21 protein-coding genes are annotated in these 25,766 nt (G+C 66.7%); 16 read left to right on the top strand and 5 right to left on the bottom strand.

Annotated features, from left to right (window positions below):
* Positions 1 to 123: 123 nt before the first annotated feature.
* Positions 124 to 630: a GNAT family N-acetyltransferase gene (locus MUN73_RS15055; RefSeq protein ID WP_250141318.1), complete on the top strand. Its 507-nt coding sequence runs from the start codon at positions 124 to 126 to the stop codon at positions 628 to 630.
* 165 nt (positions 631 to 795) lie between these two features.
* On the opposite strand, the gene MUN73_RS15050 is transcribed toward MUN73_RS15055, so the two are convergent.
* Together MUN73_RS15050 and MUN73_RS15045 are read right to left on the bottom strand one after the other, a co-directional pair.
* Positions 796 to 1,380: a DUF7344 domain-containing protein gene (locus MUN73_RS15050; protein ID WP_250141317.1), complete on the bottom strand. Its 585-nt coding sequence runs from the start codon at positions 1,378 to 1,380 to the stop codon at positions 796 to 798.
* A gap of 122 nt (positions 1,381 to 1,502) precedes the next feature.
* The gene (locus tag MUN73_RS15045) at positions 1,503 to 2,324 is read right to left on the bottom strand and encodes a winged helix-turn-helix transcriptional regulator (RefSeq protein ID WP_250141316.1); all 822 of its coding nucleotides are present in this window, start codon (positions 2,322 to 2,324) and stop codon (positions 1,503 to 1,505) included.
* A gap of 206 nt (positions 2,325 to 2,530) precedes the next feature.
* On the opposite strand from MUN73_RS15045, the gene MUN73_RS15040 reads away from it, so the two are divergent.
* A complete protein-coding gene (locus MUN73_RS15040) occupies positions 2,531 to 3,646 on the top strand; it encodes a hybrid sensor histidine kinase/response regulator (protein ID WP_250141315.1) in 1,116 nt (371 codons plus the stop codon).
* Here MUN73_RS15040 and MUN73_RS15035 read toward each other — a convergent pair.
* Together MUN73_RS15035 and MUN73_RS15030 are read right to left on the bottom strand one after the other, a co-directional pair.
* Entirely contained in the window at positions 3,618 to 5,396 is a 1,779-nt protein-coding gene (locus MUN73_RS15035; RefSeq protein WP_250141314.1) for a histidine kinase N-terminal 7TM domain-containing protein, read from the bottom strand. The genes MUN73_RS15040 and MUN73_RS15035 overlap by 29 nt on opposite strands.
* 130 nt (positions 5,397 to 5,526) lie before the next feature.
* Entirely contained in the window at positions 5,527 to 6,075 is a 549-nt protein-coding gene (locus MUN73_RS15030; protein ID WP_250141313.1) for a DUF7344 domain-containing protein, read from the bottom strand.
* 291 nt (positions 6,076 to 6,366) lie between these two features.
* On the opposite strand from MUN73_RS15030, the gene MUN73_RS15025 reads away from it, so the two are divergent.
* The 9 genes from MUN73_RS15025 (at position 6,367) to MUN73_RS14985 (ending at position 15,978) form a co-directional block, all read left to right on the top strand.
* Positions 6,367 to 7,215, top strand: coding sequence for a SipW-dependent-type signal peptide-containing protein (locus MUN73_RS15025; RefSeq protein WP_250141312.1), 849 nt, complete (start codon positions 6,367 to 6,369; stop codon positions 7,213 to 7,215).
* 30 nt (positions 7,216 to 7,245) lie between these two features.
* Positions 7,246 to 8,727 (top strand): vWA domain-containing protein, encoded by a 1,482-nt coding sequence (locus MUN73_RS15020; RefSeq protein WP_250141311.1) that lies wholly within the window; start codon positions 7,246 to 7,248, stop codon positions 8,725 to 8,727.
* A gap of 473 nt (positions 8,728 to 9,200) precedes the next feature.
* Positions 9,201 to 10,358, top strand: coding sequence for a hypothetical protein (locus MUN73_RS15015; protein WP_250141310.1), 1,158 nt, complete (start codon positions 9,201 to 9,203; stop codon positions 10,356 to 10,358).
* A gap of 1 nt (position 10,359) precedes the next feature.
* A complete protein-coding gene (locus MUN73_RS15010) occupies positions 10,360 to 11,736 on the top strand; it encodes a signal peptidase I (protein ID WP_250141309.1) in 1,377 nt (458 codons plus the stop codon).
* Positions 11,726 to 12,229, top strand: coding sequence for a hypothetical protein (locus MUN73_RS15005; protein WP_250141308.1), 504 nt, complete (start codon positions 11,726 to 11,728; stop codon positions 12,227 to 12,229). The genes MUN73_RS15010 and MUN73_RS15005 overlap by 11 nt, the downstream gene beginning before the upstream one ends.
* A 182-nt stretch (positions 12,230 to 12,411) precedes the next feature.
* Positions 12,412 to 13,431, top strand: a complete 1,020-nt coding sequence (locus MUN73_RS15000) for a thiamine pyrophosphate-dependent dehydrogenase E1 component subunit alpha (RefSeq protein ID WP_250141360.1) — start codon at positions 12,412 to 12,414, stop codon at positions 13,429 to 13,431.
* Positions 13,431 to 14,456 (top strand): alpha-ketoacid dehydrogenase subunit beta, encoded by a 1,026-nt coding sequence (locus tag MUN73_RS14995; RefSeq protein WP_250141307.1) that lies wholly within the window; start codon positions 13,431 to 13,433, stop codon positions 14,454 to 14,456. Before MUN73_RS15000 ends, MUN73_RS14995 begins: the two co-directional genes overlap by 1 nt.
* A 2-nt stretch (positions 14,457 to 14,458) precedes the next feature.
* Positions 14,459 to 14,722, top strand: a complete 264-nt coding sequence (locus tag MUN73_RS14990) for a lipoyl domain-containing protein (RefSeq protein WP_250141306.1) — start codon at positions 14,459 to 14,461, stop codon at positions 14,720 to 14,722.
* 128 nt (positions 14,723 to 14,850) lie between these two features.
* Positions 14,851 to 15,978 (top strand): guanosine monophosphate reductase, encoded by a 1,128-nt coding sequence (locus MUN73_RS14985; RefSeq protein WP_250141305.1) that lies wholly within the window; start codon positions 14,851 to 14,853, stop codon positions 15,976 to 15,978.
* A 91-nt stretch (positions 15,979 to 16,069) separates the two neighbouring features.
* Here MUN73_RS14985 and MUN73_RS14980 read toward each other — a convergent pair whose 3' ends face one another.
* Positions 16,070 to 17,950 (bottom strand): polysaccharide deacetylase family protein, encoded by a 1,881-nt coding sequence (locus tag MUN73_RS14980; protein WP_250141304.1) that lies wholly within the window; start codon positions 17,948 to 17,950, stop codon positions 16,070 to 16,072.
* Between the two features lie 61 nt (positions 17,951 to 18,011).
* Between MUN73_RS14980 and glmU the strand changes: the two genes are divergently transcribed.
* The 5 genes from glmU (at position 18,012) to MUN73_RS14955 (ending at position 25,735) form a co-directional block, all read left to right on the top strand.
* Positions 18,012 to 19,607, top strand: coding sequence for a bifunctional sugar-1-phosphate nucleotidylyltransferase/acetyltransferase (gene glmU / locus MUN73_RS14975; protein ID WP_265339238.1), 1,596 nt, complete (start codon positions 18,012 to 18,014; stop codon positions 19,605 to 19,607).
* A 129-nt stretch (positions 19,608 to 19,736) separates the two neighbouring features.
* Complete coding sequence (gene glmM, locus MUN73_RS14970) at positions 19,737 to 21,062, top strand: phosphoglucosamine mutase (RefSeq protein WP_250141302.1); 1,326 nt, start codon at positions 19,737 to 19,739, stop codon at positions 21,060 to 21,062.
* A gap of 237 nt (positions 21,063 to 21,299) precedes the next feature.
* Complete coding sequence (locus tag MUN73_RS14965) at positions 21,300 to 22,982, top strand: alkaline phosphatase family protein (RefSeq protein WP_250141301.1); 1,683 nt, start codon at positions 21,300 to 21,302, stop codon at positions 22,980 to 22,982.
* Between the two features lie 184 nt (positions 22,983 to 23,166).
* Positions 23,167 to 23,829, top strand: coding sequence for a helix-turn-helix domain-containing protein (locus MUN73_RS14960; protein ID WP_250141300.1), 663 nt, complete (start codon positions 23,167 to 23,169; stop codon positions 23,827 to 23,829).
* Positions 23,830 to 24,055: 226 nt separating this feature from the next.
* The gene (locus MUN73_RS14955; protein WP_250141299.1) at positions 24,056 to 25,735 is read left to right on the top strand and encodes a right-handed parallel beta-helix repeat-containing protein; all 1,680 of its coding nucleotides are present in this window, start codon (positions 24,056 to 24,058) and stop codon (positions 25,733 to 25,735) included.
* The last annotated feature ends 31 nt before the right edge of the window (positions 25,736 to 25,766 follow it).

Below are 25,766 nucleotides of genomic sequence, written 5' to 3'. Positions count from 1 at the left end.
GTCACCGCTGTCGAGTCGGCAGTGATTGCGGCGGTACCGTGGTGCGATCGGTTCGGACGCCACCGCTCCCAGCAATCGGGAATCCGGGCTACGCTTAGGGAGGGGCGACCCCGAGTACTGGACATGGCGACCACGTCCGACTATCCGTCCCAGTTCCCGCGTCCACCGACGACGGTCACCGATCGGGAGGGGCGAACGATCACGGTTAGCGAGTACGATGGCGGCCCCGAACCGCTGGTGGAGATGTACGGCCACTTCGACGACGACTCGCGATCGCAGGGGTTGCCGCCGAGGGACGAGTCCCGGACGCGGGAGTGGATCGACGGCCTCCTCGAAGACGGGCTGAACACCGTCGCGAGACACGGGGACGACGTGGTCGGGCACGCCGTCCTGGTGCCGTACGACGAGACGGCCGAACTGGCGATTTTCGTCCGGCCGACGTACCAGTCAGCCGGAATCGGCACCCATCTCATCCGGGGCCTGCTCAGACACGGCCAGGACAACGGGCTGACCCACGTCTGGCTGACCGTCGATCGAAACAATCGGATCGCGATGAACCTCTACCGATCGGCCGGTTTCGAGACGACGGCGCGCAACCGTGGGGAACACGAGATGGAACTGGATCTGTGAGCCCAGTCCGGCTTGTGGTACTTGTAGCCACAGCGTCGGGATTGCGAGTGGTGACCACAGCTTCCGGCTTGCGATCGACCGATCCAACCGGCGGGTCGACGGTCGGACGTGGCGGACTCGAGAGCGGGTCGGCCCGACTCCCGCCCGGATCGACGTCGGCTCACGTTACCCGTCGTGTTCGTCGAGGACCTGCGCGATCGACACGACGAGGAAGGCGACGGCGATGAGTGACGCGATACCGAACCCGTTTACCGAGCCGACGGGAAGGACCCAGGCGAGAAGGACGATCACGGCACAGCCGGTCGAGATGGCGAGCGACAGTCGCGCCCAGGTGCCGCCGTCGTCCTCGTCGTCGACATCGGTATCCAGATACGACTCCAGTTGCGCGGTGATCGGCGTCTGCTCGACGATTCCCCTGTCCTGATCGTACCTGACGATGCCCAATCGGTGGAGTTTTTCGAGGTGTAGCTGGTAGAGCGACGTGTACACCCGCTTTCGTTCCTTGTAGGTTACCTCGGCGACCGAGATGCCGTTTTCCCAGGCGGCGATCTGTTCGGCGAGGTCGCGAACCGTCACCGTCTCGGTGTCGGTGCCGTTCAGGTACGCGATTATCGACCGACGCCGTGCGTTCGACAGGACTTCGAAGAGGCTGTCCCTCGAAAGTGACGCGAACGAATCAGGGGGATCCGCCTCGATCGAGTCCTGTCTGCCGTGCTCCGCTCCCCCCGAGTCGATTTGTATCGATTCCATCGATCCCCACGGGTGGGAGTCGGACGGCCGAAACTTATATTCGAGCTAACCAAAACGTACGTCGGATAGTTACCTCGCGGTAAGTTACCGTGATCGGACCCTACGGACCGAATGCGTGACCGTCAGCCGTCGCGGGACGGGTTGAACGACTCTCCCTCCGATCGTGCCTCGCGGTACCTCGGGTCCGCTTCGAGGCGCTCCCGCGAGTGAACGGATTCGAGGAGCGATCGCCTGGCGGCGAGCGCCGCCCGCTCTCGATCGTCCGCGGGCTCGCCCCTGCGGGACAGCTGTTCGTCGATGGCATCGATCGCCGTCTCGCGAACGATCGGTTTCTGGAGCACGTCGTCGCAGCTCAGTTCGAGGAGGTCGACGCCCGGTCGATCACCGACGAGGACTATCGTTCGACAGGATTCGGCGACGTATTCGACCACCGCCTCGCAGTCGACGCCGGGGAGACTCTTTTCGAGGAGCAGGACGTCCGGGTCGTCGTCGAGGGCCGATCGAAGTTCGCAATCGTTGTGCGCGCGTGCGACGGCGTATCTGTCCGGCAGCCACTGGCCGTACAGTTCGGTGAGGCGCCGATCGGCGTCGGCGATCAGGATCGTCGGGGGCGATGCTTCGAGGTGCCGAGTTCCCCACTCGGCGAGCGCGTCGAAGATCGGCCGCATGTCCCGTCCCGCCTCGGTGAGATCGTACTCGACCCGGAGCGGGGACTCGCTCACGACGGTCCGATCGACCACATCGGTTTCGGACAGCGCTTCGAGCGTCTCCGTGAGCACCTTTCCGGAGAGGTTCGGAATCGATTCGAGGAGTTCGTTGAACCCCAGGGGACCCCGGCGGTCGAGCGTCACGATGACGATCGGATGCCACTTCTTCGAGAGCAACGAGAGAACGTCGAGCGCGATCCGCGCGTCGTTCGGAATGCCGGGTTCCTGGTCGACCATACCGATTGTCTGAGCTACGAGGGTAAAGTTATTGGTTATCCAACGTGTGAGAGGAGACAACGCCGAAGCGCACGCGACGATTCGAGACCGTCGCCGATCGGACGAATCGAGGCCGGCAGCGGGTGTGGGAAACGAGATGCGAAGCCCACACTCGACGTCGAAGCCGCGCTCTCCGTCCGATTTCGCCTTCGCCGACGGGGGATCCAATGAGTACGACTCGATCGCTCGAAGTAGACGTGCTTCTCGTCGAAGACGACGCGGACGACGCACGGTACGTCGAGCGACTCGTCCACGGACACCGAACCAGACGCGACGAGCGCGGCGTCGACGCGCCGATCGCTATCGCCGAGCTGGACCACGTCGATCGCCTCGCCGACGCCGAAGAGCGGGTTCGCACGCGGCCCCCGGACGTCGTTCTCCTCGATCTCATGCTCCCCGACAGTCGGGGGGTATCGACCGTCGAGTCGATGGTCGAGGCCGCACCGGAACTGCCGATCGTCGTGCTTACGGGCCGCGACGACGCCGAAGTGGGGGTCGAAGCGATCCAGCGTGGAGCAGAAGAGTATCTGGTCAAGGAGTCGATCACCGCCGAAGCGATCCTGCGGACGCTCCGATACGCGATCGAGCGAACTCGCCGCCGGTCCGAACTCCGTGATCGAAACCAGCGACTCGCGCTGTTGAACCGACTGCTCAGGAAGGACATCCGAAACGATGTGAGCATGATCGTCGGACTGACCGACCAGATCCGCCGGGAGCGCGAGCACGGCGACGAGGCGACGATCGAGACGGTACTCGAAGCGGCCGGCCACGTCGCGAAACTGACCGACACGGCCGCCGAGTTGACGAGCGTGATCTCGGAGGACGACGTCCGGCACGCCCCCTGTAATCTGATCGACGTCGTGGAGGGATCGGTGGCGAACGTACGCCGGGAGTACGACGCGTCGATGCGAATTGAACGGCCCGAATCCGGCGCTCCGATCCTCGTTTCCGGGTCGCCGATGCTCGGTTCGGCGTTCGTACACCTGCTGCAAAACGCCGTCGAACACTCGGATCGCAGCGTTCCGCGGGTGACGGTGACCGTCGAGACGTCGGCCGACCGAGCGACCGTCTCGATCGCCGACGACGGCGTCGGGATACCGGACACGCAGAAGGATCTTCTCACCGATCCCAGCGTCCGGTTCGACGAGGCCTCGGGGATGGGGGTCGGGCTGTACCTCGTGACGACGGTGCTCGAGGAACTCGGGGGCGAGTTCGAGATCGAAGACAACGAAGCCGGCGGAACGACGGTGACGGTCACGCTCGATCGAGTCCACTCGCGGTGACCGAACCGACCGGCGTTCGCTCGTCGCTCGACGGTCGTCGCTCGTCGGTCGGTCGAGCGTCGGGAACGGTGAACGTAACCACAGTTCCGTCGCCGAGCGTCGAGTCGATATCGATCGTTCCGCCGTGTCGATCGACGATCTTCTTGCAGATCGCGAGCCCCATCCCCGTGCCGGATTCGTCCGTCGCGTTCGAGCCGCGAGTGAAGATATCGAAGACCCGGTCGAGGTCGCACGGATCGATCCCCGCGCCGTTATCGCGGACGGCGAACCGCCACGCACCGTCGGCCCGTGTCGCGGCGATCCGGATCTCGGGGGCCGTCGTGTCCGCGTACGTGAGCGCGTTCTCCAGGAGGTTCTGGAACAGGCGCCGAAGCAGGTGCTCGACGCCGCGGACGGTCGGGAGGTCCTCGACGACGACGGTCGCGTTCCGGTCCTCGATCTCGAATCGCAGCCCGTCGAGAACTGCTTCGACGAGGGCCTCGCAGTCGACCGACCCGAACTCGTCTTCCGTGGCGCCGATCCGCGAGTATCGATGGAGGTCCGAGACCATCTCCTGCATCCGGCGGCTGTTCTCCCTGGCGACGGCGAGCAACTGTCGCGTCTCGTCGTCCAGTTCCGTGTCGAGCGCGTCCTCAAGGAGTTCGAGGTACCGATCGGTCGTCCGCAGCGGCGCCCGGAGGTCGTGCGAGACGACGCCGGTGAACGCTTCGAGTTCGCGCTCCCGGCGTCGGTGTTCGGTGACGTCGCTGCAGACGACGACCCAACCGATGTGTCGGCCCTGCCGGCGGAGCGGGCGCGACCGAACGACCAGAAAGTCGACCGCGTCGGACGCGAGTTCGAGTTCCGTCGTCGCGCCGGGGTCGCTCGTTACGCGAGCCTCGGGCAGGAGGTCGTCTACCGCTTCGCCAACGATCGGGTCGCGATCGAGCATCGCGGAGACCGCCTCGTTCGCGTCGACCACCCTCCCGTCCACGTCGACGACGAGGATCCCGTCCGGCGAGTGATCGACGACGGTCCGGTTGGCGATCGGCTGCAGATCCAGAAATCGGTACCGAACCGTGGCGATTCCGAGGGCGATGCAGGAGACCGCAGTTGAAACGGAGACGAAGTTGACGTTGTCGACGGTGAACGGCGGCACGTTCGCAATCGTGAGTGCACTCACGGTGATCGGCGTCACGACGGCGACGGTCAGCAACGACGCCTGCGGGAGGTACCGACGGCCCTGACGGACGGTCTCGTGGCCGATCACCCCGAGAATGACAATCGCGAGCAACAGTGTGTAGACGAAACTCAGGGACATGTGCGCCGGCCCCCTCGTGGCGCGGAAGACGAGCACGCCGTTGGCCTCGACGATACGCGTCTCGGTGAGCGCCAGTTCGTAGGGGTTAGTAACGAGCAGTGCGATAAACGTCGCCGGAACGACGAAGACGCCGACGGCGATCGACGGACGGAGCCACTTGGTCCGATCCGTGTACGCCAGAACAAACAGGAGCAGAAAGGGTCCGACGCCGGCGGCGCCAACGTGGCTGATCACATAGGCGTAGTACTTGAACCGCGGAACCGTGCTGATGAGGCCGAGGGCCCCGAACCCGGTCCAGATCGCGATCGCCACGTTCATGGCGGCGAACAGCAGGAGCGTCGGTCGCTGGCCGTGGGATCTGCTTCGAATCAGGGCGTACGCGGCGTGGCCGAGTGAGATCGCCGTCGCCAGCAGGATCGGATAGGCGTAGATCGTGTGTTGCCAGCGCATTCGTTACGCCATTCGTACACATGGCACATAGACATTACGGGCAGTTGACACTGGCCCGCGTCGCGCCGGATCGTCGGTGCGATCGATCGACCGCGGACCGCGAACGTACCGCAGCGGAGCCGATCGCGGATTATCTTCGAACGCGGTGTACCGACGATCGGAACAGCTGTAGCACCGTCCAGCGGTTCCGCCAGAGCTGGTAGGCGGACGAGAGCCCGTAGACGAGCAGGAAACACACGCCCCACAGCAGCGGGTCGACGGCCGAGAAGCCGGGGGCGTCTCCCATCGCCGCGACCACGACGAAGAGACTCCCGACGCCGAGGAGCCGGTAGTACTCGGCCCAGCTGATTCCGAAGGGCGTCTCGACTTCCATGTAGAGCGAGACGCGACGGGCGCGCTCGCGAAGCCTGACCACTTTTCGATTCTCGTCGTACTCGACGATGCCGAGTTCGTCGAGGCGGCGAAGGTGGGTCTGGTGGAGCGACGTGTAGACGCTCTGGCGCACGTTGCGGGGTGCGGGCGACTCCCCGGTTTCTATCGTCGCGATCCGCTCGGCGAGTTCGCGAAGGGTTATCGTTCCCCTCGAACTTCGGAGCTGTTCGAGCGTCCGCCGACGCCTGGCGTTGCTCAGGACCTGGTGGATCTCCCGTTCCGGGACGGTGGTGCTCCGTGTGAACATGGACTCGCACGCCCACTGGGAAGTCGAGCCGGGTATGTATGATCGCTGTACCGGCCGGTAAACCGATCGTGCCGTCCGGTCGGGTTAGCATACCGGTCTGCTAGTTTCCCTGGCCTAGACCCACAAGCCATCAATAAGATCGCCGAACGGCGGGTTTAGATCGCTCCACGGATCGTTCGGTCACACCGAATCGGCTCATAGGTATAGTCCCCCCGATCGACGCCCGAATCAGCCCGTCCGGGCCGAACCGACGCGATCGGCGATCGGCGCCGGGGGGGACACCGAACACCCATGACAGAAGACAGAAGCTACTCGCTGTCGAGGCGGCAGGTAATCGGCGGACTCGGCGCGATCGGCGTCGCGTCCGCGGGAGCCGGCCTCGGCACGACCGCGTACTTCAACGACGAGGAATCGTTCGACGACAACAGCCTGGCGGCCGGCGAACTCGATCTGTACGTTCACTACGAGTTCACCGCCGATCAGGACGGCGTGGAGGGCGAGAACCTCGGCGAACCGACGAGCGGAACCGTCCAGGGCGGCGTGGACGAACACGAGGGCGACGAGGTGTCCGTTAGCTACGGCCTCGCAGACGTCAAGCCCGGCGACAGCGGCTCGCTGGACTTCTGCTTCTCGATCGTCGACAACCCCGCGTTCGTGTGGGCTGGCGGCGAGCTGACCGCGAACGACGAGAACGGTTACACCGAACCCGAGCCGGAGACCCAGGCCGGCGGGGACGCCAACGATCCGGGCGATCCGAACGGCGAGGGCGAACTCGCCGACGCCATCGAGGCGACGCTACGCTACTGCGGGGAGGATGCCGACGGCGCTACGGTCGACGGCGATGCAATCGAGAGCGGAACGCTCAAAGAGGTGCTGGCGGCCCTCGCGGACGGGATCGCGCTCGACGGCGACGGGAACGGCGACGCCGAACCCGGCGATCGAGTCCCCTTCGAAGGCGTCGAAGAGCCCGACGAGCACGACGACACCTGCGTCTGCCTGGAATGGGAGGTGCCGACGTCCGTCGGGAACGAGATCCAGACGGACAGCGTCGAGTTCGATCTCGCGTTCCACGCGGAGCAGTCGCGGCACAACACCGGCGAGAACAACCCGTTCGCGGACGACTCGGACGGCAACAACTGACCCACACGTAATTGACGGAACACGCAACCAATGACGAACGGAAACATTTCACGACGTAAGCTCCTGGCTGGGGTCGGCGTGGTCGGCGTTTCATCCGCCGGCGCAGCCCTCGGTACGAGCGCGTACTTCAACGACGAGGAATCGTTCGACGGAAACAGCTTGGCGGCGGGAGAACTCGACCTCCTGCTCGACTACCAGGTCAGGTACCACGGCGGCCCGGGCCGCCTGGAGGAGATCCGGGGGATGGGCTACGACGGCGCCGAGGTGATCGACGCCGAGGAGGGCGTCTACCTCCTCGACGAGGTGCCGGACACCGGCGACATCGAAGACTGGGACCAGTACGTCCTCGAACACGGGTTCTGCGACGAGCAGGCCCGCGAACGGCTTGTCAACGGCGACGAAATCTCACCCATCGCGCTCGAAGACGTCAAGCCTGGCGACTCCGGCTGCCTCACGACGAGCCTCCACCTGTGCGACAATCCGGGATACATCTGGATGAACGGCTCGCTGACGGCGAACGACGACAACGGGCTCACCGAACCGGAGTCGGAGGTCGACGACACCGACGGCGAAGGTGAGGGGGAACTCGCCGACTCGATCGAGACCCGCGTCTGGTACGACGAGAACTGCGACTGCGAGTACGACGCGGACGAAGAGAACGGCGGCGACGACGTCGACGTCGCGCTGGTCCTCGACCGCTCCGGTTCGATGTCCGGTTCGATGTCGGACCTGAAAGACGCGGCCAAGGGTCTCGTCGACGAACTGGGTGGAAACGCCCGAGTGACCGTCGTCAGCTACTCGTCCAGTGCGGCGCTGGACCAGGGATTGACCGACGACGGCGCCGCGGCGAAGTCGGCGATCGACGGCCTCTCCTCCGGCGGCCAGACCAACATCGAGGGCGGCGTGACCACGGCACAAGACGAGTTGCTCAACGGAACCAACGCTCGTAGCGGCGCGGACAAGATTATGGTCGTCATGTCGGACGGCGAAGCGAACGTCGACGACGACGGAGACGGGAGCGCGGATCCGACCGACGAGGCGACGAACGCGAAGAACGAGGGGATCGAACTCTACACCGTCGCGTTCGGCTCCGCCGACACGACCACGCTGCAGGCCATGGCCAGCGACCCGGCGGACGCTCACTTCTTCGACGCCGGCGACGCGGACGAACTGATCGACGCGTTCAGCCGCATCGGACAGATCATCGCAGGCGAGAAGGAGATCTTCAGCGGCACGCTCGCGGAACTCATGGGAATCCTCGAAACCGACGACGGCATCCCGCTCGACGGCGATCGCGAGAGCGTGTACGACGAGATCGACGGCGGCGAACCCGCCGCCGGTGATCACGAGGACCGCGACCCCTTCGAGCCAGCAGCGACCCACTGTCTCGGGTTCGAGTGGGAGCTGCCGACCGACGTCGGCAACGAGGTCCAGACCGACTCTGTCACGTTCGACGTCGGCTTCTACGCCGAACAGGCCCGACACAACGACGGCAGCGGGTCGACCGCGTAGGATAACCGATCGGCATCGACGACGGGCGATCGAGGCGCGAGACGCGACGATCGACGGCGCGCGAACCGCGACGCGGTCGCGTCACCCTCGTTCGCGATCGATCGGCCCACACGGGTGCGACGGCGGTTCGACTCCGCCGGTGGGCCGTCCGGGGGAGATGATGAGCGGAGACACAGTGAGCGAACGACCGTTCCGAAACCGATCGGTGTCGGGGGCCGGGCTGATCGGCAGCACCGAGTGCGGTCTCGGCGACGGTTTGATGCGGATACGCGGCCGGTATGACGAGTATACCGGCCCGACACGGCCGGTGTACCGGGCGGTACACGGAGTATACATATCCGGGTACGGAATCGATCGAGAGTCGATCGAACAACTCATGCGCGAACGCAGTCCTCGAGATCGACCGTCGGAGTGCGGCGCGCGACGCCGCCGGTTCTTCGAGGACGGGCAGAACGGAGGTGGATCCCGCGTCGATGGCTGACGATCGACCGGGCATCACGCGTCGCCGCCTGCTCGCGGGGGTGGCGGTCGGATCCGGCGGCCTTGCGACGAACGGAGCGACGACGTCGTTGCTCAGCGACGCGGAGCGAGTCGGCGCCGTCCTCACGACGGGCGCGCTGGATCTGCGAATCGACTGGGAGCTCGTCGACGGGCCGAACGCCGGCGAAACGGGCCGAAGCGACGGTCGCTTCGACCTTCCGATCGCGTACGACGGGCACCACAGGCGTGGGGCTGCGGTCCTTGAGATCGGACCGACGGAGCGAACGGAGAACAATCCCGCCGACCTCTGGCTCAGGGGGACGTGTCCCGATTCTGGGTCCCTCGGAACGTTCGGCGAGGTCGCTCGTCTCACCCTCTCGTACGCGAACTGTGAAACCGGCGACCCGTTGCCCGGCGGGGAACTGACAGCGGGATCGTTCCGCGACGTGTTCGACATCCTCGCAAGGGGAATCGCCCTCGACGGCGGCCGGGACCCCGACGCGCCGATCGACGGGCGCGAGTGCGTCGCCCCCGGCGACGCGGTGTGTCTCCGGGTCAAGTGGGACATCGCGGGATACGTCGGCGACGAGTCGGCGGCGCCGTCGCTGGCGGTCGTCGGACGCCAGTGCAGGCACACGGATCGGTCCGCGCCGCCATTCGACCCCGCTCCACCGTGCCCGCCAGCCGATCCCTGCCCCTGCTGTCTCGACGTCGGCAAACTGGAACTCGAGGCCGACGGGCCGGCCGGGATCGGTGAGAATCGGATCGAGCCGGGAACGTACGCGTTCTCCGAGGGGGCGTCGAGATACGAACTCCGCGTCACGGACGTCGCAGACAAGCCCGACAGCGGCGATCGGGAAACCGTCGCGATCGCGTTCGACATCGTCGATGAGGACGGCCACCGAGGACCGGCGCTCTGTCGAGTCGACGTCGCCGGCGGTCGGGATCCGGACGGCACCGGTCCGGCGATCGAGACGTACGAACCGCCGGTCGACGGGCCGTTCGAGAATACGACTGGAGCGCTCGAGGGGAGCGACGGGGACGGACTCGTGTACGCGCCACGACGCGATTCCGGCGACGATTCTCCGGAGTACTACGGAATCAGCCACGTGACAATCGCGATCTGTGCGGCCGAGGGAGGGTGTCACTGACATGAGAGAGCGAACGACAGGGGAGACGGCGGAGACGGATCGACCGACACACGAGGCGGAGACGGCCGAGCGAGTACCGGCGGCGGAAACGGAGGCGGATTCCGATTCTGGGATCCCATCGAACTCGGTGACGGATTCCGATCCGAACGGGCCACCGGAATCGGAGCGCCAGCCGTCGGACGACGACTCCGGCTGGCTCGGTCCGGTGTCGGGTGAGAAGTTGCGACGAGCGGGACGGATCGCCGCAACCCTGCTCGTGGTCGCCGTCGTCATCCCGTTCGTCGTGGTCGCGGTCCCCCAACTCGTCGGCGCCCAGTATAGCTTCGTCGTGCTCTCGGGCAGCATGGAGCCGGCGATCTCGCCGGGGGACGTGGTCCTCGTCGCGGACACCGATCCGTCGACGGTCGAGAGCGGGGACGTGATCACCTACCAGCGATCGGACGAGGGGACGCCGACGACCCATCGCGTCGTCTCGGTGGAGGGGAGCGGCGACGACCGCCAGTTCCGGACCCAGGGTGATGCGAACGACAACGTCGACTCGGCCCCTGTGAATGCGGATCAGTACATCGGTCACGTCATCGGGACGATCCCGCTCGTCGGTTACATGATCGCGTTCGTCAACACCCCGCTCGGCTTCGCCGCGCTGGTCGTGCTCCCAATCGCCGCGTTCGTCCTCTCGGAAGCGTGGGCGATCTACGCGGGGCGATCGGGAAAAGACGGAGACAGGGACGGCGGCCGATCGGCGACCGATCACGAGCTGGCACCCGAGGAGGCGAGTCCGGGGGCCGCGACAAAGACCGAAAAACGGTCCGTGGAGATGGCCGCGACCGATCGAGCGACGAGCGACGACGTCGGCGCAGACCTCGAATCTGAAGCCGAAACAGCGGCCGACGCGGGTGCGGATGGGTACCAGCTCACCGCGATCGATCTGACGATCTCACCGATCCTGCTCGCCGCACTGGCAGGATACAGCGGCTGGGTGACGTACACGAGCTATCTCCGGACCGGCGTGCCGGACATGGTCTCGGTGGTGGTGGTCACCGCTTCGACGACCAGTCTGGCCCTCGTGCTCGCCGCGCGGTCACAACTGCCGAGCGAACCGCCCTCGAGTCCGGAGAGCGAACCCGAGACCTCCGAGTCGACGATGGGCGCCCAGGACGATCCGCAGACCCGGACCGCCGAGGAATCGCGATCGAATGGGTCGACGTCGATAGCCTCCAACACGTCTCGGGCGGCCCGTTCGAGCCAGTTCGACTGGGCCGAGGAACAAATCCCCGTCGGTTCCGAGAACCCCGACGCGGCCGTCGACTGGGACGTCGAACTGGACTCGTGGGACGCGGACTGCGTGGAGACCGGAGGTGAGGTCCGTGACGAGTAAACCGCTAGCCGCGCTTCTCGGCCTACTCGTCCTCCTCAGCGGCCTCTCCGCGATCGGCTACACCGAGGCGGTCTTTACTGACACCGAAACGCTCGACGTTGTCGTCGACGGCGAGGTATCCGTGGATGCGTATGACGTGTCGGGAGCCGATACCGGGGTCGCGTCGGCCGACCGCAACGAGACCGGGGACGACGACCAACGCGAGGACGGCGACTCGGACGATAGCGCGCCCGCTGACGAAGAGGACGGTGACGGGAACGAGTCGATCGATAGTGACGACGGCGAGAACGAGGAAAGCGACGATGATGACGACGACGAGAACGAGGAAAGCGACGATGAGGATCGAGAGAGCGACGATGGGAACGACGTGAGTGATGACGAGACCGACGTCGGTGATGGCGAGAACGATGCGAACGACGATGACGGTACGGAAAGCGTCGATAAGGACGACGACGCTGCTGACGCGGACGACGCCAAGCCCCGCTCTTCGTGATTCCGTTCGTCGATGTCGGACTCAATGGGCGTCTGGATCGACTTTCGTAGGGCGACGATCCGGCCGACGATCGGGAGTTCGCGATCGGGCGAACCACCGGGCGGATCTCGGGGTACGCTCAAGTAGGTGGTCGGTGTATACTTCCGCGGATTTCCATGGTAGCCGTTAGCGAATTACAGGCCATGTTCGAGGACATGGTCACGGCGCGGTACTACGAGGAGCGCCTTCAGGAGGAGTACCTGGAGGGGAAACAACCGGCGTTCGACATCTCGGCCGGACCGATTCCCGGCGAACTCCACCTCGCGGCGGGACACGAGGCCGCGGCCGCGGGCGTCTGTCGACACCTTCGCGACGACGATACGGTGACGGCCCCGCACCGGCCACACCACGTCGCGATCGCCAAGGGTGTCGACCTGAAGCGGATGACGGCCGAAATCTTCGGCCGACAGACCGGCCTGAGCGGGGGAAAGGGCGGCCACATGCACCTGTTCGATCCGGACGTCAACTTCGCCTGTAGCGGCATCATCGCCGAGGGCTGTCCGCCGGCGGTCGGGGCCGGGCTCGCGGCGAAGAAACGAAACGAGGACAGCGTCGCCGTCGCCGTCCTCGGGGAGGGCGCGATCAGCCAGGGGGCGTTCCTCGAGTCGCTCAACCTGGCGGCCGTCCAGGAACTGCCGGTCGTCTTCGTGATCGAGGACAACGACTGGGCGATCAGCATGCCCAAAGACCGGATCACCGACGTCGAGGACGGCTCCCGGCGCGCGGACGGCTTCGGCATGCCGGGCGTTCGCGTCGACTACGACGACGCGACGGCAGTGTACGACGCCGCGAAGGACGCGATCGGCCGCGCGCGGGCGGACAACGGCCCGACCCTGATGGAGGTCCAGGTCCACCGCCGGATGGGACACTTCATGGGCGATCCGCAGAGCTATCGCCCGGACGCGGACACGGAAGCCGCACAGGAGCGCGACTCGATCGAACGGCTCGCAGACGATCTGCGGGCGGCCGGCGTCTCGGACGACGACATCGAGGCGATCCGCGAGCGGGCCCACGATCGCGTCGACGAGGCGATCGAGTGGGCCAAAGACCAGCCGGAACCGGAGCCGGCGGACGCCCACGAGGACGTCTTCGTCAACCCGCCCTCGGGCGTGACGACCGACGAACCGAACCACGAACTGGCGGAATCAGAGGGTGACGACTGATGGCACAGCAAGAACCGCAGGCGGTCGAACGGGAACTGACGATGAGTCGCGCGATGGTCGAGGCGATCGCCCACGAGATGCGCGAGGACGACGAGGTGTTCTACATGGGCGAAGACGTCGCCGACTACGGCGGCATCTTCGACAGCACGGAGGGGCTCCGCGAGGAGTTCGGCTACGATCGGGTGATGGACGTGCCGATCAGCGAGACGGCCTACCTCGGGGCCGCCGTCGGCGCGGCCCAGGCCGGAATGCGGCCGATCGCCGAACTGATGTTCGTCGACTTCTTCGGCGTCGCGATGGACCAGATCTACAACCAGATGGCGAAGAACACGTACATGAGCGGCGGAAGCGTCTCCGTTCCGATGGTACTGACGACCGCCGTCGGCGGCACCTACAACGACGCCGCCCAGCACTCCCAGACGCTGTACGGCACCTTCGCCCACCTCCCGGGAATGAAGGTCGTCGTCCCGTCGACCGCCTACGACGCGAAGGGGCTGATGCACAACGCCATCCGCGACGACGACCCGGTGGTCTACATGTTCCACAAGCGGCTGATGGGGATCGGGTGGATGCCCGCCCCCGACGGCCCCAAGACGCCGGTACCGGACGAACCGTACACGGTCCCCTTCGGCAGCGCCGACGTCAAGCGCGAAGGGACCGACGTCACCGTCGTCACGCTCGGCCTCCACGTCCACCGGGCGCTCGAGGCCGCCGAGACGCTCGCCGAGGACGGGATCGACGTCGAGGTGATCGACCTCCGGACGCTCGTTCCGCTCGACACGGAGACGGTCCTCGAGTCGATCGGCGAGACGGGACGACTGGTCGTCGTCGACGAGGACTACCGATCGTTCGGGGTGACCGGCGAGATCGTCGCGAGCGCGGCCGAGGAACGCCTGGCAGACCTCGAGGCGGTCGAGCGGGTCGCCGTCCCGGACGTTCCGCTTCCGTACGCCCGGCCGATGGAAGACGAGGTCATCCCGGACGCCGAGGACATCGAAGCGGCCGTCCGTCGCACCCGGGAGTAACGATGAGCGGAACCGAAGATCGGGTGCCGATCGAGGCGGCCGACGTCTGGCCCGACGACGTCGAGGAGGAGGAAGGCATCGTCGTCAACTGGTTCGCGAGGGAGGGCCGGCAGGTCGACGAGGGTGAGACGCTCTGTGAGATCCAGGTGGAGAAAGTCAGCGTCGACGTGCCGGCACCCGTCGCCGGGGAAGTGGTCGAAATCGCGCGCGACGAGGACGAGGAGTTCACGCGCGCGGACACGCTCGGGTGGATCGACGCCGCCTGATGGCCGTCGACTCGGCTCTACTTCCGGGTCTTCGATCGAGTTCGTCCAGAACGGCGAACTGGCGGGCTCGCGGGAATCGACGGGAGTCGGAACACGTATTCGGCAGGAGGCCCTACTTTTGAGGGGTCATGAACGATCTTCGCACCGGGCTGAGCTACGGTGACGTGCTCCTCGTCCCGAACCGATCGCCCGTCGACAGTCGAAGCGACGTCGACCTCGCGACGAATCTCACGCCGTCGATCGAACTCGAGACGCCGCTCGTCTCCGCCGCCATGGATACCGTCACGGAGGCCGAACTGGCGATCGAACTCTCGCGTACCGGGGGACTCGGCGTCCTGCACCGCTTTCTCACTCCCGAGGAACAGGCCGATCAGGTAGCGCGGGTGACCGATGCCGACGAACGGGTGGGCGCCGCCGTGGGGATCAACGAGGACTACGTCGACCGCAGCGCCGGCCTGGTCGAGGCCGGCGTCGACGTCCTCGTCGTCGACGTGGCTCACGGCCACCTCGAACGGACGATCGACGCCGTCGAAACGCTCCGGGCCGAGTTCCCGGAAACCGATCTCGTCGCCGGCAACGTCGCCACCCCTGCGGGCGTCGAGGACCTCGCGGCCGCCGGTGCCGACTGCGTGAAAGTCGGCATCGGCCCCGGGTCCCACTGCACCACCCGGAAGGTCGCCGGCGTCGGCGTCCCGCAACTGACGGCCGTCGACGACTGCGCGGACGCGGCCGAGGACATGGACGTCACCGTCTGCGCGGACGGCGGCATCCGAACCTCCGGCGACGCCGTGAAGGCGCTGATGGCGGGCGCGGACACCGTGATGCTCGGGAGCCTCTTCGCCGGCACCGAGGAAGCGCCGAGCGCGGTGGTCGAGGTCGACGGGACGCTCTACAAGCGATCGCGCGGGATGGCGACGACGACCGCCGGCGAGAAGCGCGACGACAAGGAGAACAACGTCCGCGCGGACGAAGGGGTCGAGGCGCTGACGCCGTACAAGGGACCGGTCGCCGACGTCGTCGAGGAGTTCTGTGCCGGGATCCAGTCCGGCCTCTCCTACTGCGGCGGCCACACGATCCCGGAGGCCCGCGAAGGGGTCGAGTTCATCCGCGTCGCGCCGAGCGCGAAAGAGCGCGAGGGGTACCACGCCGATCACGACTGGGAGGGCGTCAGCGTGGATAGCGCAGCGACGTCCGTCGACGAATCGCAACTGGCGGACGACGAGACCGTCTCCTCCGCCGCCGAAAGCGACGACTGACGGTCCGATCGGGAGCGCGGCGGCCTGGGGACGACGGGCTTACTTTTGCCGATCGCCGCTCACGAGGTGCTTACGAGTTCTTACAGCCCGCTCACGAGTCGCTCACGTCGAGCGTCCAGTTGCCGTCGGCCTCGACGTTGATCCAGACGACCCCACTCGCGGCGTACGATCGCGAGTTGTCGAACGCGCCGGTTTTGTTGACGATCTGTTCCCAGCTTCCGTCCGCGCCGTAGCCGTCGACGATGAACGCACCGTCGCCGTCGTGGGTCACGCTGAGACTCGGATCGTCGGGGGTCCACAGCGGTCCGACGAACCCGGACCCGGTTCCGGACGCCTCGACCGGGAGATCCGCGAGGTCGTCGCTGTGGATCGCGGGTTGATCGAGATCGATCGACCACGGGCCGTCCGCTTCGACGGTGAGCCGATACCGCCCGCCGTCGACGGTCATGATCGACTCGCCGCTCGTGGCTCCCGTCGCGGTCACGAGCCGTTCATCGTCGAGGTCGCCGTCGATCGGCGTCACGTCGACGAGGAATTCCGACTCGCCGTCGTGGGAGAACTGACCGATGAGGATGCTCTCCTCGAGTTCGAACTCGGCGGAGTCGCTCGTTCCGGTCCCCTCGAACGAGTAGGACGCTCCCGCGTCGAGGATACGTCCGTCCGGCCGCGATTCGGGTTCATCCTGGGCTCCGCTGTCGTCGCCGTCCATCGTGCCATCGACGATATCGGAGGGTGTGATCACGTCGAGACCGCGGTGCTCGATGTGGTCGAGCAGGTGTTCGAAGTCGGCGAGGGACATGCTGTTCCCGCCCGACTCCCCCTCGACGATCCGGGGAACGCGGATCACGGTGAGCTGCTGGTACTGGTCGCAGAGGTTGATGTGGCGGCGCACGCCGTTGTGGAGCGCGGGGCCCCAGATCACCGGCGTCATGTGGATCCCGGTCGGCGGCGCGCCGGTGGTACAGCTTCCGAACAGGAACCCCGACTCGTGGAGTTCCCGAACGATCGCGTGGGTCGTCCCGGTCATCCGTCGCCAGTCGGGGGCGAAGAAGTGGCGCGAGCCGTCGGGGAAGCCGCTGTCCGCGAGGGAGTTGCGAGCACTCCCGATAACGGTCCGCTGTCGCTCTTCTGGTTGCTCGGTGAGGTCGCTCTCCGATCGCGGGTACGAGCAGACGTCCCAGCCGCGGTCCCGGAGCTCCCGCAGCTCCGCGAAGTCCATCCGGCCCTGGTTCCCGACGCGCCCGGGATCGACCGGGACCGCACCCGCCCAGCCCCGTTCTTCGAGCCGCTCCGCCGCGATATCGTAGTGGGAGTCGTGGCCGCCGTAGAACGCGAGGATGGCCTTCCCGTTGTCGACGGCCTCGGTCCGCCGGAGATCGTCGACCAGCATCCGGGTCGGCCCGCCGTCGGGACCGACCGCGATGACGTTGAGCCGGGTGACGTTCGACAGGTCCGGTTCGCCCTCCGGCTTGTGTTCGTAGCCGCAGTCGAGCCGGAACCAGCCGTCGAACTCGTCGGGCACCGTTCGGACGGTATTGAGCCGTTCCTCGCGGCTCGGGGCGACGAATTCGACGACGATTCGACTCACGGAATCCGGTCGGACTGCGATCGAGGTGTCCCACGCTTCGAGGTCGAGTCCGTCGGGGAAGAACCTGCTCACCCCCGCCGTCCCGTCGTCGCTCTCGACGACTGCCGCCTGTGTGCCGGTTAGCGCCTCGTCCGGGGCGGCCTCGATGTGCCCGTTCTGGACTTCCCACCGATCGAGGTCCTCGAAGTCCGAGAGCAGTTCGCCGGTTTCGATCGCGGGCCAGGTCGGACCGTCGCCGTCTGTCACGTCCGCGTCCGATCCGCCGTCGTCGGTGTCGCCACCCGCCTCCTCCGAGAAGAGGCCGAGACAGCCGGCGCTAGCGAGCGTGGTCGAGGTCGCACCGAGCGCAGCCAATGCGCGTCGTCTGGAAACCCTCTGCTCCATATCGTCCGCTCGTTCCGGGTCGCACCATTTGGTGATAGATCCCTTAATCCGAATTCGCTCGATGGGATCCGCGAGCGGGCGCGCTCGATCGTTCGCTGCGCGTGTAGCAACTATACGCCGGGCAGCGCGGGGCGGACGCCCGAACTGCCGCGAGAGGGGTGCTCGACCGGTTTCGACGGGTGGCCTCGATCGTCGGATCGCGCGTCGTCGCCTCACTGTTTCACTCGCTATTACCCACCGGGAGGAGTGGCGCCCGTTCGCCCCATCGATGACCGAAGCGGCCGACGACGACTACCTCGAACACGCGACGGCCAGCCCCTACATGATCACGGCGTTCGACGTGCGACCGGAGCGGCGCGACGAACTCGACGCGGTCGTCCATCCGGCGGACGGACACGACCCGACCGCAGATCGACGCTACGGCAGCATTAGCGCCTGTATAAGAAAACCCGATCGGGCCGACCGGGCGAGCATGCAAACCGTCGTTCTCGCGGCTGGACAGGGAACGCGCATGCGTCCGCTCTCCGAATCGATCCCGAAACCGATGTTGCCCGTCGCCGGGCGGCCACTGGTCGCACACACCGTCGACGCGGCGATCGAGGCTGGATCCGACGAAATCGTCCTCGTCGTCGGCTACGAGGGCGACGTCGTCCGCGACTACTTCGGCGATCGGTACGGAGGCGTCCCGATCCGGTACGCCACCCAGGACGAACAGGACGGGACCGGCGGCGCCCTGCGCGCCGCGAGCGAGGTTCTCGGGGACGAGCCGTTCGCGGTGCTCAACGGGGACGTCGTGTTCGATCGGGAGTCGCTCTCCGCGCTGTTCGACGCGGGGCCGGCCGTCGGCTCGGTTCGCGTCGACGAGCCGTCGAACTACGGGATCCTGAACGTGGCCGACGGCACCGTCGAGGGAATCGTCGAGAAGCCCGCGGACCCGCCTGGGAACCTCGCGAACGCGGGCGTCTACGTCTTCCCGGCGGGGGCACTCGACTGTCTCGACGTGCCGCTGAGCGAACGCGGCGAGTACGAACTCACGGACGTCCTCGCGCGGGTACTCGACGAATCCGACGTCGGCCACGTGGAACTCGATCGGTGGCTCGACATGGGACGGCCGTGGGAGTTGCTCGAGGCGAACGAGTGGAAACTGGCCGACCTGGAGCCGTCACTTCGAGGGGACGTCAGCGACGACGCCGAAATCGAGGGGCCGGTCGTCGTCGAGGAGGGGGCGACGGTCCGATCGGGCGTCGTCGTCGAGGGGCCGGCCCTGATTCGATCGGGCGCGACCGTGGGCCCGAACGCCTACGTCCGCGGGGCGACCCTCGTCGGAGAAGACGCGAAGATCGGCCACGGGGTCGAGGTCAAGAACAGCGTCCTGATGGCCGGGGCCACCGTCGGCCACCTCTCCTACGTCGGGGACAGCCTCCTCGGCCGGGACGTCAACTTCGGCGCGGGAACGACGGTCGCGAACCTGCGCCACGACGACGACCCGGTCGAGATGACCGTCTCGGGCGACCGCGTCTCGACCGGCCGCCGGAAGTTCGGCGTCGTCCTCGGCGACGGCGTCAGGACGGGCATCAACACGAGTCTCAACGCCGGCGTGCGGCTCTCGCCGGGAGCGACGACCGCCCCAGGCGAAGTGGTCACGAGCGATCGGTAACCGCCACCCTCGGCCGAAGCCGTGGCCGTTCGCTTCGATTCTCCGTAGCCCGCTTTCGATTCTCCGTGACCCGCAGAACACCCGGTTAACGACGGCATAGTAATCGGGGATTCCGGACTGGGGAACGGTATGTTCGGAACGAGCGGTATCCGCGGCACCGTCGGGGACGAAGTAACGGCCGCCCTCGCGCTCGACGTGGGGCGTGCCGTCGCGTCCGACGGCTACGATCGGGTCGTGGTCGGGCGGGACGTGCGCGAGAGCGGCGCGGTGCTGGCGGACGCGCTGACCGCCGGCCTCCGGGAGTGCGGTGCGGACGTCCTCGAGGCCGGCGTCGCGCCGACGCCGACGATCGCGAGAGCCGTTTCGTGGGCGGACGCCGACGCGGGCGTCGTCGTCACGGCCTCGCACAACCCCGCGCCGGACAACGGGCTCAAACTCTGGTCCGCCTCCGGCAAGGCGTTCGACCCCGACCAGCGCCGGGCGATCGCTCGGCGCGTCGACCGGGGGGAATTCGACCTCCAGCCGTGGGACGGCCAGGGCTCGATCGAACCGTTCGCGAACGCGATCGATCGTCACGGGACGGCACTGCGGGAGGCCGTCTCGATCGACGACCCGCCGAGCGTCATCGTCGACGTCGGGAACGGGACCGGCGGGATCACCGCCCGCGTCCTCGCCGACCTCGGCTGCGACGTCGTCACGCTGAACGGACAGCGAGACGGGAGCTTTCCGGGTCGTCCGAGCGAACCGACCGCGGAGACGCTCTCCGACCTCTCCTCGCTCGTCGAATCGACGGACGCGCAACTTGGCATCGGCCACGACGGCGACGCCGATCGGATGCTCGCGGTCGACGAGACGGGGACGTTCGTCCCGAAAGACGTGCTCCTCGCGCTCTTTGCACGCGAGGCCGCGAGCGACGGCGACGCCGTCGCCGCGCCGGTCGACACGAGCATGGCCGTCGACGACGCGCTGGCCGAGGTCGGCGCGTCGGTGCGGCGAACGCAGGTTGGCGACGTCTTCGTCGCGGAGCGAACCACGGACCCGGACGTCGTCTTCGGCGGCGAACCGAGCGGCGCGTGGATCTGGCCCGAGGAAACGCTGTGCCCGGACGGGCCGCTCGCCGCGTGCAAACTCGTCGAACTCGTCGCCGATCGGGGGCCGCTCTCGGAACCCGTCGCGAGCGTCGAAACCTACCCCATCCGCCGCAGGTCGATCGAGGTCGCGGACAAGGCGGCCGTCATGGACCGGGTCAGCGATCGCGTCCAGGATCGGTACGAGGACGTCGAGACGCTCGACGGCGTCTACGTCGACCTCGACGAGGGGTGGATCCTCCTGCGTGCGAGCGGGACCGAACCCGTCGTGCGGATCACGGCCGAGGCCCGGACCGGAGACCGGGCCGAGCAACTCGAAGCGATCGCCGTCGAGGTGCTCGAGGACGCGATCGACGCGGCCTCGTGACACCCCCCGTCACTCCGGGGCCGATCGCGGGCGGTGATCGGGTCGTTCGACGATCGATCGCCCGGCATCGCGGACCTCGTTTTCAGGCGGTAGAAGCGTTTAACGAACCGATAATGAAGTGTTCCAGCTACCTCGAACGGGGTAGTTACCCGTGTTGTACCGAACGATACCGCTGCCGTGGTGCCGTCGGCAGCGGCCGACCGTATCGACTGGTACCGACCGATCTTCACTGAACCGATGACCCGGACGTTCCGCCGAGACGACGACGCATCGAGGAGTACCGCGACCGAATCAACCGGCCTGGAGACGTTACTCGTCGGGATCGATGCGGGCTGTCTCCCTGTCTTCGAGCGACTGTTCGACGACGATCGGATACCCACGGTCGAACGGCTCTGTTCGGAGGGCGTGACCGCGCCGCTCGAGTCCCAGATCCCGCCGTGGACGCCCAGCGCCTGGCCGTCGATCTACACCGGGGTCAACCCCGGGAAACACGGCACGATCGGCTTCGTCGGCTACGACGGCTACGACTGGCACGTGACGAGCAACGAGGACGTCCGCGAACACCCGCTGTGGACCCTGCTCGACCGCCACGATCGGTCGAGCGTCGTCGTCAACGCGCCGGTCACCCACCCGCCCGACGAGTTCGACGGGGCCGTGATCCCGGGCTTTCTCGGTCCCGAGGATCCGTCCTGTCACCCCGACGGACTGCTGGAGGAGGTTCGCGACGCGATCGGCGACTACCGCGTCTACCCGAGCTACACGCGTGACGACGACTCGCTGTCGGACGTCGCGAAGATCGAGGAGTACCGGAGCCTGATCCGGATGCGCGGCGAGGCGTTTCGCTACCTCGTCGACGAGTACGACCCGGACTTCGGCTTCCTCCAGTTCCAGAAGACCGACACGGTCTTCCACGAGTTCGACGGCGAGGAGCGCCACGTCGACAGCGTCTACGAGGCGGCGGACGAACAGATCGCGGCGACGCTCGAGGCCTGCGACCCGGACCGGGTCTTCCTCGTGAGCGATCACGGGATGGGACCCTACGATGGCTACGAGTTCCGGATCAACGAATTCCTGCGCGACGAGGGCTACCTCGAGACGACGACGGGCGGGAAAGGAATGCCGTCGTGGACGCCGATGCGAAGACGACTTCGCGAGGGCGAGGAGTGCGAGAGCTGGGAGCCCGGAGCGGCCGCGCGCGCGGCCTCGATCGCCGCCCGGTTCGGCGTCACCGCCAGCCGGATCAGGGCCGCCCTCGAGCGGGTCGGGCTGGCGGACCTCGCGATCGAGTACGCGCCGGGCGGCATCTCGAGAACGGCGAACGAGCAGGTCGACTTCGCCGAGTCGAAAGCTTACGTGCGTGCACGGACCGAACTCGGTATCCGGATCAACCTCGAGGGGCGGGACCCGGCGGGCGTCGTGCCGCCCGAGGAGTACGAGGAACTCCGCGAGGAACTCATCCGGGACCTCCAGGGCGTCGAAACGCCCGACGGTGACCCGTTCTTCGAAACGGTTGCGCCGCGAGAGCGGTACTTCCACGGAGCGGCCGTCGAGGACACGGTCGACGTCGTCACGATCCCCGCCGACTTCGAGCACGTGCTCACCGAACAGGTCGGCCCCGGCGACTACTTCGGGCCGGCCGAACCGTGGAATCACAAACTCGACGGCGTCTTCGTGGCGGCGGGCGAGGGCGTCGACGAGGACGCCGCGATCGATCGGGCGCACATCTTCGACGTCGCGCCGACGGTGATGGCCGCGATGGGCGTTCCCTACAGCGATCGCATGGACGGGAGCGTCGTCCCGGTCGTCGACCCGATCGAATCGACGTCCTATCCGGCGTACGACGGCGACGCCGACGGCGACCGATCGGAACCGGACGCGGACGTGACCGATCGACTGGCCGACCTCGGCTACCTGAACTGATACGGTCCGCTGGAAGTCAGTTCCAGCCGACCGTAAGCCCCACTGCGGTTGTGCCGGGACATCGGTCCGGCAGACCGTGCGAGTCGGCTCGATGGTGGTCCGTTCGCGTCGGCACAACGGTCCTTACTCGCGGTATAAGTAAGGGCTGGAGGGCCGGACGATCGGGTACGACATCGATCTCTCAATGGGATTTATCGCAGAAGTCAACCTCGTCCACGACGAACTGCCGCTGGGGCCGACGATCGAGCGGTGTCCCGGCGTGACGTTCAGATACGAGTACGGGACGACGGTCGACGGGCGACGACTGCACTTCGTGTCCGCCTTCAGCGACGAGTACGAGACCATCGAGAACGCGATTGCGGCCGACCCCACCGTCGCGGACAGGACCCGGGTCGCCACGTTCGAGAACCGGACGATCTATCGCGTCACGGTCGAGACGGACCTCGAGATCGTCCCTCACCAGTGTGCCGCACACGGGGTGTTCGTCTTCTCCGTCACGAGCGGTCAGAAGGGGTGGATCACCCGGGTCCACCTCCCGGATCGGGACGCGCTGACCGCCTTTCAGGCGTGCTGTCGCGACCAGGGAATCTCCTTTCGCATGACGCAACTGTACGACTCGTCCGTCTCCGACGACAGGACGTACTTCCTGACTGAACGACAGCGCGACATTCTCACGATGGCGTACTACGCCGGCTACTACGAGATTCCGCGGGAGATCACCCAGGACGACCTCGCCGATCGGCTCGAGATTTCGGATTCGGCGGTCTCCCAGCGGCTTCGACGCGCCGTCTCGGAGTTGATCGCCGCGACGATCGAGCACGAACACTCGCCGGACGAGGTCGGGTGATCGCCGATCGACGACTCGTCGATCCGCCCGGCCGGGTCCGATCGTGGCTCGTCGAAGCGGGGCAGGCCGTGTCGCGGATTCCCCGCTTAGGTAGGTATTAAACGCCTGCCCGCGGCGTGACGATACCGGTCGACGTCGCGGTTGGCGGTCGGAGTCGGACTTAAAAGCTTGCTATCCGAACCCGTAGTTACTGGACCCCTACATTCCCACTGGAAAGTGGCTATCAATGTCGGATCGAAGTGATATGCGGAATTCGAATCGTGGGGACGTTCCTCGTTCTCGGTCGGACCGTCGGGGTGACGACCGATCGGTTGTACAGGATACGACTGTTTCGCAGACTGTAGAGAATGCAACTGTTTCGGAACGATCGCGACGGACCTTCTTGCAGGGACTCACGGCTGCGGGTGCAACCGGCATCGGACTGACGACGACTGCGAGCGCGTCGACGTCGGATCCGTACGCGCACTACTACGACGACTACGCGACCGTCGTCGACGTCGTCGAGGCGGGGGCGGACGATACCGGGAACGAATCGATCACGCCCGTGCTCGAGGCCGAACGCGCCGACGACACGCTGTTCGTCTTTCCCGAGGGACGGTACTTCATGGACGAACAGTTCCGGTTTACGGGGTTCGAGAACGTCGGCTTCGTCGGCGACGGCGCGACGCTGGTGCCGGCCGACTATTACGCGTTCGACGGCCCGCAGTACCGGCTGTTCCGCCTCGGCGTCTCCTACAGTCCCGGTCGACAGCTCCGGTTCGAGGGGTTCGACGTCGATCAGACGGCGCCCGACACCGGGATTCGGACGATCGAGGCCTACGTCTCCGATCGGCTCGAAGTGCGCGACGTGACGATTCACGGCCAGCACGACAGCGGTACCTGGGGGCCGGGGATGTTCAACGTCACCGACTCCGACGGCTGGGGGATCGTCGAACGGTTCCGCGCGCCGGACGGCGGTGCATGGGTCGAGAACACGCCGAACGACGGGAACCGCTGGCGGGGACCGATCGGGATCGAGGCCAACCAGAACGCGGGAACCCTCGAGTTCCGGCGGTGCTGGCTCGGCGCGTTCCCGAACAACGGACTCTACGCGGCCGGCGGCGACGGGGAGATCATCGTCCACGGGGGCCTCTACCGGAACAGCAACGGCGCGAACATCCGCGTCGGCGGGCGCGGGAGCGAGGTCCGCTGGCCGACGGTCGAGGTCGATCACACGCGCTCGCAGGACCGATCCCAGCGCGGGATCCGGATGGAGAACGGCCGGAACATCACGGTCCACGGGGCCGCGATCGAGGTGACGTCGCCGAAACCGACCAGCCACGCGATCTCGGTGATGAACACCTGCGAGAGCGCGCGGATCGAGAACACGCGCCTGCAACTCGAGGGCTCGGACGTGAACCACGGGATCGTCGTCTCCCCCGAAGCCGGCGAAACGACGATCGTCGACACGGAGATTACGCACGAGACGGCGGGCGGCTATCCGCTCTGGATCCGGGACAGCGATCGAACCGAGCAGGTGCTCGCCGAATACCTCTCGATCAGCGGGCGAGCGGGCGACGAGAGCGGCTTCCGCGACGGCATCCGCTGCGAACGGGACGGCTGTCGCTTCAGCCACGTCGACGTCACGCAGTACGGTCGCAACGGCGTCGACCGGAACGCGATCGTCAACACGGCGTCCGATCTCACGGTCTACAAAAGCACCCTCCGCGCCAGCCAGTACCCGTATATCGACATCGGGAGCAACGCAGTCGTTCGCGACTCGGACCTCGAATCGTCGGGTGGTCACGAGGCCGTCTGCCTCTATTCGTCGTCGGAGAACCCGGCCTTCAAGAAGAACCGCCTCGTCGACGGGATCCGCGACCTCGGTGCGAGCGGCGTCGTCGTCTGGGAGAACTCCTACGAGTGACGGAACCGCGCCGCGGGTACCCCGAATCGAC

It is taken from the genome of Halosolutus amylolyticus (assembly GCF_023566055.1).
Taxonomy (GTDB): Archaea; Halobacteriota; Halobacteria; order Halobacteriales; family Natrialbaceae; genus Halosolutus; species Halosolutus amylolyticus.
The sequence above is the reverse complement of the archived record's forward strand: the minus strand, read 5'-3'. Positions and strand labels throughout refer to the sequence as shown.